This window comes from Mycobacterium sp. (genome assembly GCF_040509115.1).
Classification (GTDB): domain Bacteria; phylum Actinomycetota; class Actinomycetes; order Mycobacteriales; family Mycobacteriaceae; genus Mycobacterium.
This window is the reverse complement of sequence record NZ_JBEVLO010000135.1, coordinates 1-7,042: the sequence shown is the minus strand read 5'-3', so window position 1 is coordinate 7,042 and position 7,042 is coordinate 1. Positions and strand designations below refer to the sequence as shown.

Annotated in this window: 6 protein-coding genes; 2 read left to right on the top strand and 4 right to left on the bottom strand. The window is 67.5% G+C overall.

All coding sequences use genetic code 11. The features are described from left to right. Nucleotides 1-15: 15 nt before the first annotated feature. Nucleotides 16-2,040: a M13 family metallopeptidase gene (locus tag ABW137_RS10155; RefSeq protein WP_526399450.1), complete on the bottom strand. Its 2,025-nt coding sequence runs from the start codon at nucleotides 2,038-2,040 to the stop codon at nucleotides 16-18. A 130-nt stretch (nucleotides 2,041-2,170) separates the two neighbouring features. Between ABW137_RS10155 and ABW137_RS10150 the strand changes: the two genes are divergently transcribed. Together ABW137_RS10150 and ABW137_RS10145 are read left to right on the top strand one after the other, a co-directional pair. Next, nucleotides 2,171-2,767, top strand: a complete 597-nt coding sequence (locus tag ABW137_RS10150) for a hypothetical protein (protein ID WP_526399448.1) — start codon at nucleotides 2,171-2,173, stop codon at nucleotides 2,765-2,767. Further along, entirely contained in the window at nucleotides 2,764-3,453 is a 690-nt protein-coding gene (locus tag ABW137_RS10145) for a nuclear transport factor 2 family protein (RefSeq protein ID WP_526399446.1), read from the top strand. Before ABW137_RS10150 ends, ABW137_RS10145 begins: the two co-directional genes overlap by 4 nt. On the opposite strand, the gene ABW137_RS10140 is transcribed toward ABW137_RS10145, so the two are convergent. The 3 genes from ABW137_RS10140 to ABW137_RS10130 form a co-directional block, all read right to left on the bottom strand. Then, nucleotides 3,440-4,132, bottom strand: a complete 693-nt coding sequence (locus tag ABW137_RS10140; RefSeq protein WP_526399444.1) for an alpha/beta fold hydrolase — start codon at nucleotides 4,130-4,132, stop codon at nucleotides 3,440-3,442. The two genes, ABW137_RS10145 and ABW137_RS10140, sit on opposite strands and share 14 nt — an antisense overlap. Nucleotides 4,133-4,143: 11 nt before the next feature. Continuing rightward, the gene (locus ABW137_RS10135; protein WP_526399442.1) at nucleotides 4,144-4,668 is read right to left on the bottom strand and encodes an XRE family transcriptional regulator; all 525 of its coding nucleotides are present in this window, start codon (nucleotides 4,666-4,668) and stop codon (nucleotides 4,144-4,146) included. Further along, nucleotides 4,665-7,042 (bottom strand): MMPL family transporter (locus ABW137_RS10130; protein WP_526399440.1); only part of this gene is annotated, 2,378 nt, incomplete at its 5' end. The genes ABW137_RS10135 and ABW137_RS10130, both read right to left, overlap by 4 nt.

Below are 7,042 nucleotides of genomic sequence, written 5' to 3'. Positions count from 1 at the left end.
GTTCGTTTCGGGCCGTCAGTTCCAGATATGCACGCGCTGAGCGGGTTCCAGGTACAGCTCGTCGGACTCGCTTACCTCGAACGCGTCGTAGAAGGCATCGAGGTTGCGGACGATGCCGTTGCAACGGAACTCGGGCGGCGAGTGCGGGTCGATGGCTAGCCTGCGGATGGCCTCGGCATCGCGAGACTTGGTGCGCCACACCTGTGCCCAGCCGAAGAAGACGCGCTGCACGCCGGTCAGGCCGTCGATGACGGGTGCAGGCTTGCCGTCCAGGGACAGCTCGTAGGCCAGTAGCGCGATCGACAGCCCACCCAGGTCGCCGATGTTCTCCCCGACGGTGAAGGCGCCATTGACGTGGGCGTCGGGGCGTCCACTCAATTGGCGTGGGACGAAGGTCTCGTACTGCGCGATCAAGGCGTCTGTGCGCGTACCGAATTCGGTGCGGTCGCGGTCCGTCCACCAATCGACGAGGTTGCCGTCGCCGTCGTACTTGGCGCCCTGGTCGTCGAAGCCGTGCCCGATCTCGTGACCGATCACCGCGCCGATGCCCCCGTAGTTGGCGGCGTCATCTGCCTCGGCGTCGAAGAACGGGGGCTGGAGAATCGCTGCAGGAAAGACGATTTCGTTCATTCCGGGGTTGTAGTACGCGTTCACGGTCTGCGGCGTCATGAACCATTCGTCGCGGTCGACCGGCCCGCCCAGCTTGGCCAGCTCACGGTCGTAACCCACCTCGTTGCCGCGCTGGTAGTTGCCGTACAGGTCGCCACGGTCGATCACCAGAGCCGAATAGTCGCGCCAGCGAACGGGATAACCAATCTTGGGGGTGAACTTGTCCAGCTTGGCCAACGCTCGCTCGCGCGTCTCCGGCGTCATCCACTCAAGCTCGCTGATGCTGAGCTGGTAGGCGTCGCGCAGGTTGGCCACCAATTCGTCCATTCGAGCCTTCGCGCCCGGCGGAAAATGCCGCTCGACGTAGAGCTTGCCGACCGAGTCGCCCATGAGGTTCTCGACGAGGGAAACGCCCCGCTTCCACCGGTCGCGGATCTCCTCGGTGCCGCTCAGCGTGCGGCCGTAGAAGTCGAAGTTCTCGGCCACCACGGCATCGGTGAGCAGCGACGAGCGCGCGCTGATCAGCCGCCAGCGCAGCCACCACTTCCAGTCTTCGAGATCGGCTTCGGTCCACAACTCGGCGAACGCCGTCAGGAAGTCGGGTTGCCGGACCACGACCTCGGCGACCTTCTTCAGCGAAGCGCCGGTGGAGGTGATCCAGCCGCCCCAGTCAAAGCCGGGTGCCTCGTCGATCAGGTCGGCGAACGTGCGCAGGTTGTAGGTCAAGTCGGCGTCGCGGCGCTTCACCACGTCCCAGTGCGCCGCCGCGATCCTGGTCTCCAGTGCGACGATGCGCGCCGCGGTTGCCTCCCACTCGTTGGGCTGCGGCTCCTCGCCGAGGACCAGCGCGAGCATCCTCGCGATGTGCTTCGGGTAGGCGGCGAGGATCTCGGCGTGCTGAGGGTCGCGATAGTAGGACTCGTCGGGCAGGCCAATGCCGGACTGCGACAGATGCAGCAGGTACCGGGTGGAGTCCTTGGAGTCGGTGTCGACGTACATGCCGGTACCCCCGCCGACGCCGGTGCGCTGCAGACCGCCGAGGACGGCAGCCAGCGCGGTGGGGTCGGCGGCGGCGTCGATGATGGCCAACTCGTCGAGCAGCGGCTGCACACCGATCCGTGCGACGGTGTCGGAGTCCATGAAGCTGCCGTACAGATCGCCGACGCGCTGCTCGTCGGTGCCCGCGGGGGAGCCAGTCTCGCTGGCCTCGATGATCAGGTCGCGAACCTGTTCCTCGGCGCGGTCGGCGAGCAGCCGGAACGCTCCGTCGGTCGCGCGGTCCGCGGGGATGGCGTAATCGGCCAGCCAGCGCCCGTTGACGTGGCCGAATAGGTCGTCCTGAGGGCGCGCTGCATCGTCGACGTAGGAGAGGTCGATGCCGGAGTTGGAGGTCTCTTGGTTGCGATTCGCTTCAATCGTCACGCCGCCCATCCTGCCACCGGCCCGTTGGTGCGCCGAGCCCACGCACGTCGACGGGCGTTCTCGCGGTTTGCGGACCCCAGCGGGCGCTGGGCGGAGCGCTTGAAACTCGCGCCGGGCAACGCCGGGTACCCTCACGCGCATGTCCGACGAGGAGCCCAGCAAGACCCCGACGCCCGCGCGGGCCGGTGGGGTGTTCAGCGGCTTCGGCATCGGGTCGGCGATTCTCGGCGTCATCTCCGTGGCAGCCGTCGTGCTGGCGACCTTGATGTGGGTGGGTCACCGCAACGACGTCGACGAACGCGAGTACCAGACCAGCGTTCTGCAGGCGGCCGCCGATTGGACGAACGTTCTGATCAACATGAACTCCGGCACGGTCACGCAGAGCATGAAGACCCTGCACGACGGCACCGTGGGTCAGCTCAACGCCAACTTCGAGGCCGCGGTGGAGCCGTTCAGCCAGGTGGTGCAGAAGCTGCAATCACAAACCGTGGGCCGGGTCGAGTCGGTGGCCATTGAATCGCTGTACCACGCGAAGCCCGGGGACGCGGCCCTGCCTGCACCCCCGCAGCCCGAGTTGGCCACGGTGGCGGCGCGTACCGACAACGTCATCGTCGTCGCCACCTCGGTGAGTCAGAACGCCGGAGCCGATCCGCTGACCGTGCACTGGAACCTGCGGCTGGCCGTGTCCGACGTCGACGGCAAGCTTCTGGTGTCGCGGCTGGAGACCATTCGATGAGGAACCGGCTGCGGATCCTCGCGTTCGACGTGCTCGCACCCCTCGCGGCGGTCGTCGGCCTGCTCTATGTGGGCGTCGCGCTGGGCTGGCCGCTGTGGTGGGTGTCGGCGTGCTCGATCCTGTGCCTGCTCATCGTGCAGGGGGTGATCGTCGACTTCGTGCTGTTCCGGCGCGACGGGGTGACGGTCGGCACCGACGACGACGGACCCGGGCTGCGGCTGGCCTTGGTGGGGCTGGCCACCGCGGCGCTGGTGGCCGCCGTCGCCGTGGGCTACACGCAGTGGACGGCGCCGGATGGCGCGCTGCACCGGGACGCGGACGAGGTGGTCGGCATCGCCAGTAGCGCAGCCGAGGCGTCGGCCACCTTCACTCCGCAGAATCCGACCGCCAATGTCGACCGTGTCACGGCGCTGATGACCCCGCGTGGCGCCGAGGCCTTCCGGGGCGAATTCGACTCCATGTCAAAGGATTTGACCAGTAAGGGCTATACCGTTCAGGCCAGCACCGTTGTCGCGGGGGTGGAGGCCATCGGCCCGGACGCCGCCGTCGTCGCGGTCGTCATGCGCGGTACCCAGAACGCCCCTGGCAAGCAGCCCGAGACGGTCCCGCTGCCGCTGCGGGTGACGTTGCTGAAGCAGGACGGACGCTGGTTGGTCGACGATCTGGCACCGATCAGCTCTCGCTGAGGTACTCCAGCAGCCGCGTGGCCAACACCTGGGGTTGGCTCAGCGACGACAGGTGTCCGCCGGGCATGACGTCGACGTCGCAGCCCAACCGGTCCCTGGCGACGCGGCGCTGGAACTCGAGGGGGAACAGCCGGTCGTCGCTGCCCTGCAGCACTCTGGTTGGCACGTCGGGCCAGGCGTCCAGCGGCCAGGCGCGCTCGAAGGGTGCGTCGGCCTGTTCCGGTTCGGGTTGACGCAGGGCTTCGGCGCGCACGGCGGCCGGAACGTCGTGAAAGTAGTCCTCGACTTCGTCGAATGCCCTGTCACCCAACCCAATTCGACTGAAGTACTCCGACCGGGCGGCGGATTGTCCGGTGGCGGTCCACCACTGACCCGGTGACTCGCCGGCCAACGGCACCATCGGGTTGACGAGGACGATCATCGCCACCGGCCGACGGGACGCCACGATCGGTGCGGTGAACGCGCCCATCGACTGGGCCACCACGACGAGCGGCTCGCGGGCGTCGGCGACGGCCCGGACCACGGTGTCCGCATAGGCATCGAGGTCGGCGGTCGGATCGGCTGCAGGCAGTTCGACGGCGATCGCGTCGTGACCGGCCGCAGTCAACAGCGGTGTGACGAGGTGCCAGTACCAGGCGCTGCCGCCAGCACCGGGAATCAGCACGAAGGTAGCGGGCACGGGCGAACCGGTCAGTCGGTGCGGTTGTCGTTCATCTTGGCGAACCGGTCCGACAGCCGCCGCATCCGGATCATCAGGGAGGCCGCAGGGCTGGTCGAGCCGCTGAGATAGGCGGCGAACTCGTCGTTGGGGATGCCGATCCGGGAGGCGAACTCCTGCTGGGCAAGACCGGATCGTTGCAGCAGCATCAGGATGTGTCTGGAGACCTCGGCGCACTCATTTGCTTCGAGGTTCGCACGAGTACGGGTCAGTACCTCGGTCAACGCCTTCGAGACGCCGTAGGGGCGCGCGGTGTCGAGTACCTCTTCGACCTGGCGGGCGGTCCTGCCGTACGGATCGCGCTTGATGGCGACGACGATGCGTTGCCAGACGGTGAGGTCGTCGGTTTCCAGCGCAGCGCGGATCGAGGACGTCGGCCAGAACTCGACCGGTCGCTGGTCGACGGGTTGACGTCGTCGATTGGCCGCCGACGCAGGGCGGGGCCGACCGGGAGCAGCGTCGTTGCGCTGGTCCCGCGTATCAGAAGTCAACGTCACCTCGCCTCCTCCAACATCGCCACGGCCACCGCGAGGCAACGCTGCCTGACGTGCGCCCAATCGGCCTCAGCATCGGAGCCCGCCAGCCACTCGTCGTCCTCGTCGGTCGGATTCGGATCTGCCAATCGCCGAACGAGCTGCGTAGCCACCCACTGGCTTCTCAACCGTTGTCCACAGTAGTACCGGTCCATTCCGGACAGCACCACCGCCGCGGTCTGAGTTTCCATGGACTCGACCAGATCGGCAAACTCTGCGAAGTCCCTGGCAGCGTTACGGCACATGATTAGGTAGCCCTTGAGGCGCAGGGTCTCGGCGCCGGTCGGGATCTGCAGCCGGTCGCCGGTCGGCAGCAGGACGTTGGTGGTCTCCATGGGGCTGAGTCGACGGACGGTGGGTTGGTCGGCGTCGGCGGCGGTTGCCAGCGCATCCAATGCCACCGCAAGCCGGCCCCGCCACATGGTGACCGGGTGGACGGGTTGCCGCGGGAAGAACTTGCCGGACCTGCTGCCGTTCGCGCCGCCGCTCCGTCCGCCCGGACGGTAGATTCGCCCCGTCTTCGCGCTGCCCGACTTCGGGTTCGCGCCCTGGTGGCTGGGGATGCGCACGGTGTCGCCGGGGAGGAGCTTGGCGAGCGGCTCGTCACCGCCCTTGACGTGCTGACCCAGGGAGCCGCCCGGTGGCAGGCAGCCGCTGAAGGCGAGCGGGTCGGCCACGGTGATGGTCTGTGGCGCAAGGACTTTGAGCTTTGCGGCAGATTTGACCACGTTGCGGATGTCGGCGCCCGACGGACCCATCGTCGAGATGTCGTCGGGGATCACGACGAGATCGCCGATGTCCGCCTTTGGCAATGGCTTCTCGAAGTCGACGGATGGCAGGATGCGGTCGAGCCAGGCGGGCAGCCACCAGTTCCATTGCGCGAACATCGCCATCAGCGCCGGAACCAGGATCAGCCGGACGATGGTTGCGTCGACGGCGATCGCCACCGCGCACGCGACACCGAGCTGCGCGACCAGCGGCATGCCTGCGAACGCGAAGCCGATGAACACCGCGATCATGATCAGCGCGGCACTGGTGATGGTGCGGGCGCTGGTGCTAACGCCGTACGCGACCGCGTCGCGCGTGTTGTTCGTCTGCAGGAAGCGCTCTCGGATCCTGGTCAGCAGGAAGATCTCGTAGTCCATCGACAACCCGAAGGTCATCGCCAGCACCAGTGGCGGAATGGTGCTGTCCAGCGAGGTCAGCGGCTCGAAGCCGAGCGCCTCCAGCCAACCCCACTGGAAGACCACGACCAGGCTGCCGTATGCGGCCGCCACCGACAGGACGGTCATGATGACGCCCTTGAGCGCCAGGAATACCGAACGGATCGAGATCAGCAGCATCACGAATGCGATCAGCGCGACGAACCCGAACACCATCGGCTGGGTCTCGGCGACGCGATCGTCGAAGTCCTTGAGCAGTGCCGTTGGTCCGCCGACGTCGATGGTGGCCGACGATCCCGGCGCCGCCGAGGGGATCTCCGCGCGCATCCAGTCCACGGTCTTGCGGGCGGCGGCGTCCTCCGGGTCCACCGACAGCACCGCAGACAGCAGCGCGCTGCGGTTGTCGTTGCCGAACACCGGCGGCATGACCGTCGCGACGTCCGGTCCCTGCGACATCTTCTGCTGGATGGCGTCGAGCGCCGCGGTGTTCGACGGGCCGTTGGCGTTGTGGTCGGGGAAGGTGACGAGGACGCGGATGGGGCCGAGTGCGCCAGGCCCGAGTGCCTCGGCCGCGGCGTTGACGCCGCCGCGGATCTCGTGGGTGGGCTCGAACTGGCGCTGCAGGCTGTTGCCCAGGGTCATGCCGAAGGCCGGGGCCGCCAGCACCAGCAGAACCAGTGCCGCGCCGATCGCCGACATCCACTGCCGCCGCATGACCCAGCCCACCCAACGGGTCCAGAACCGCGACTGCGTGGTCTCCGGTCGACGGGATACGTGCAACCACGACGACCGCTTGGAGGCGGCCTTGCCGAAGGTGGCGAGCACCGCGGGGATCAACGTCGTCGAGGTCAGCACGGCGACCGCCACCGCGAGGATCGCTCCGGTGGCCATCGAGGCGAGGACGGGAGTGTCGATCAGGTAGATGCCGGTAACCGATGCGATGACGGTCAGACCCGACAGCAGCACGGCAAGGCCCGACGTCGCCATCGCGGCATCGGCCGCCTGCGCGGGGTCGCGGCCGGAGCGCAGTTCCTCGCGGAACCGCATCAGGATGAACAGTGAATAATCGACCGCCAGCGCGATGCCGAACATCGACACCGTCGACGTGACGAAGACCGACATCTCGGTGGCCATCGACAGCAGATAGACCAATCCCATGGTCACCACGACCGTGC

Excerpts from the sequence above, each read along its gene's own strand:
- ABW137_RS10155 (WP_526399450.1), bottom strand. The coding sequence starts at position 2,040 with ATGGGCGGCGTGACGATTGAAGCGAATCGCAACCAAGAGACCTCCAAC.
- ABW137_RS10150 (WP_526399448.1), top strand. The coding sequence starts at position 2,171 with ATGTCCGACGAGGAGCCCAGCAAGACCCCGACGCCCGCGCGGGCCGGT.
- ABW137_RS10145 (WP_526399446.1), top strand. The coding sequence starts at position 2,764 with ATGAGGAACCGGCTGCGGATCCTCGCGTTCGACGTGCTCGCACCCCTC.